The sequence below is a fragment of the Conexibacter stalactiti genome, assembly GCF_033542075.1.
Taxonomy (GTDB): domain Bacteria; phylum Actinomycetota; class Thermoleophilia; order Solirubrobacterales; family Solirubrobacteraceae; genus Conexibacter; species Conexibacter stalactiti.
Window position 1 is genome coordinate 1 of sequence record NZ_JAWSTH010000206.1, and the last position, 2,530, is coordinate 2,530.

Below are 2,530 nucleotides of genomic sequence, written 5' to 3' on the forward strand. Positions count from 1 at the left end.
GGCGCTGGCGCTGGCGCGACGGGCGGCGCGGGCGCGGCCGACGCCGCCGCGCGCGACGACGCCGACGGCCCGCGGCGGATCCTCGTCCCGGTCGGCGGCGGCAAGGACTCGGTCGTGGCGCTGGAGATCGCGCGCCGCTCCGGCCGCGAGGTCAGCCTCTTCTCGATTGGCGACGCGCCGCCGATCGTGCGCACGATCGCCGTCGCGGGGCTCCCGCACCTGCTGGCGCGGCGCAGACTCGACGCGCAGATCGGCGCGCTCAACAGAGCCGGCGCGCTCAACGGCCACGTGCCGGTGACCGCGATCGTCTCCTGCGTCGCGCTGCTGACCGCCTCGCTGCATGGCTTCGACGCGGTCGCGATGGCGAACGAGCGCTCCGCGTCGCACGGCAACGTCATGTGGGACGGGATCGACGTCAACCACCAGTTCAGCAAGGGCCTGCGCGCCGAGCGGCTGCTGCGCGCCGCGCTGACCGAGGTCGCCGCGCCGGCCGAGCTGTTCTCGCTGCTGCGCCCGGCCTCCGAGCTGGGGATCGCGCGCGCCTTCGCGCGGTTGGACGCCTACCACCCGGTCTTCACGAGCTGCAATCGCATCTTCCACATCGACCCGGCGCTGCGGTTGGCGTCGTGGTGCTGCGACTGCCCGAAGTGCCGCTTCGTCTACCTGATCCTCGCGCCGTTCCTCGAACCGGCGCAGCTGAGCGCGATCTTCGGTCGCGACCTGCTTGACGACCCCGCGCAGTACGACGGCTTCGCGCTGCTGACCGCGACCGGCGGCCACAAGCCGTTCGAGTGCGTCGGGGAGGAGCAGGAGAGCCTCGCCGCGATCCGGCTGCTGGCGGCGCAGCCGCAGTGGCGCGACCACGCCGTCGTACGCCGCCTCGCCGCCGAGGTGCTGCCGGCCCATGCCGCCGCCGACGGCGACCTGGAGCAGGTGCTCGCGCTCAGCGACGACCACGAGGTCCCCGCCGCCCTGATGCCGGACGTCCGTGCGCTTCTCGGAGCTTGACGGCGCGGCGGTCGGCGTCTGGGGCGCCGGCCGCGAGATCAGCTCGCTCGCGCGCCAGTTGGAGCGGCGGCTGCCGGGCGCGCGGATCGCCGTGATCGGCGTCGACGCCGCGCCCGACGACGGCGTGCGTGCCTTGGCCGCGTCGACCGGTGCGCGGATCGTCAGCGGGGCTGACGCGGCTGCCGCGGCATTGGCGGAGTGCGATGCCGTCGTGCGCTCGCCGGGCGTCTCGATCCACCGGCCGGAGCTGGTCGCGCTGCGCGCGGGCGGCACGCCCGTGACGACCGCGACCGCGCTGTGGCTGGCCGAGCGCAGCGGTCGCGGCGTGATCGGCATCACTGGCACGAAGGGCAAGAGCACGACGGCGGCGCTGACCGCGCACCTCGCGCGCGCGGCCGGCGTCGCGACCGACCTCGCCGGCAACATCGGCGTGCCGGCGCTCGACCTGCTCGACGCGCCGCCGTCGGAGCTGGCCGTGATCGAGCTGTCGAGCTACCAGATCGCCGATCTGGCGACCGGGACCGAGGTGGCGGTCGTCACCAACCTCTACCGCGAGCACCTCGACTGGCACGGCTCCGAGGAGGCCTACCGCCGCGACAAGCTGCGCCTGCTGGAGCTGCCGGGCGTGCGGGTGGCGGTGGTGGGGGCGGGTGCTGGTGGCGGCGGTGCGGACGCCGACGGCGCGGACGCCGACGGCGCGGATGCGAGCGCGGTGGGCGACGAGCGGGCGGCGGCGGTCGCGCGGGCGGCCGGCGTCGAGCTGGCGCGCTTCGGCGTCGCGGGCGGCTGGTCGGTCGCCGCCGATGGCGCGCTCGCGTATGCCGGCGAGACGCTCGTCGCCGCCGATGAGCTGCCGCTGCGCGGCGCCCACAACGCGCTCAACCTCTGCGCCGCGCTGACCGCGCTCGCCGCCGCCGGGATCGCGCTGCCGCCGCTGCCGGCCGCGTTGGAGGGCTTCCGCGCGCTGCCGCACCGGCTGGAGCCGATCGGCGAGCGCGACGACGTCCTGTGGGTCGACGACTCGATCTCGACGACGCCGGAGTCGGCCGTCGCCGCGCTCGACAGCTACGCCGGCCGCGATGTCGTGCTGCTCGCGGGCGGTCAGGACCGCGGCCAGGACTACGGCGCGCTCGGCCGCGCGCTCGCCGCCCGCGCCGTCGCCGTCGTCGGCCTGCCGAGCACCGGTCCGCGCGTCGTCGAGGCGGCCCGCGCCGCCGGCGTTCCCGCCGACCGCGCGCTCGCCGCCGCGGATCTCGACGAGGCCGTCGCGCTCGCGCGCGGGCTCGCGCGCCCGGGCGGCGTCGTGCTGCTGTCGCCCGCCGCGCCCAGCTACGACCGCTTCCGCGACTTCATCGAGCGCGGCGAACGCTTCCGCGCCGCCGCGGGGCTGTAGGCGCGTTCGCCGTCAGCGGGCGGCCGCGGGGCTGTAGGCGGGTTCGCCGTCAGCGCGCGGCGGCGGCGCCGCCCCGGGGCTGTAGGCGCGTTCGCCGTCAGCGCGCCGCGGCGCGGCTGCGCGGCCGGG

General features: G+C 76.9%; 2 protein-coding genes. Both read left to right on the forward strand.

Features of this window, described 5'->3' with window-relative positions; genetic code table 11:
* On the forward strand, positions 1-1,008 hold a 1,008-nt coding region (locus tag R7226_RS31245), incomplete at its 5' end, for a hypothetical protein (RefSeq protein ID WP_318601472.1).
* A complete protein-coding gene (gene murD, locus R7226_RS31250) occupies positions 989-2,401 on the forward strand; it encodes a UDP-N-acetylmuramoyl-L-alanine--D-glutamate ligase (RefSeq protein ID WP_318601473.1) in 1,413 nt (470 codons plus the stop codon). The genes R7226_RS31245 and murD, both read left to right, overlap by 20 nt.
* The last annotated feature ends 129 nt before the right edge of the window (positions 2,402-2,530 follow it).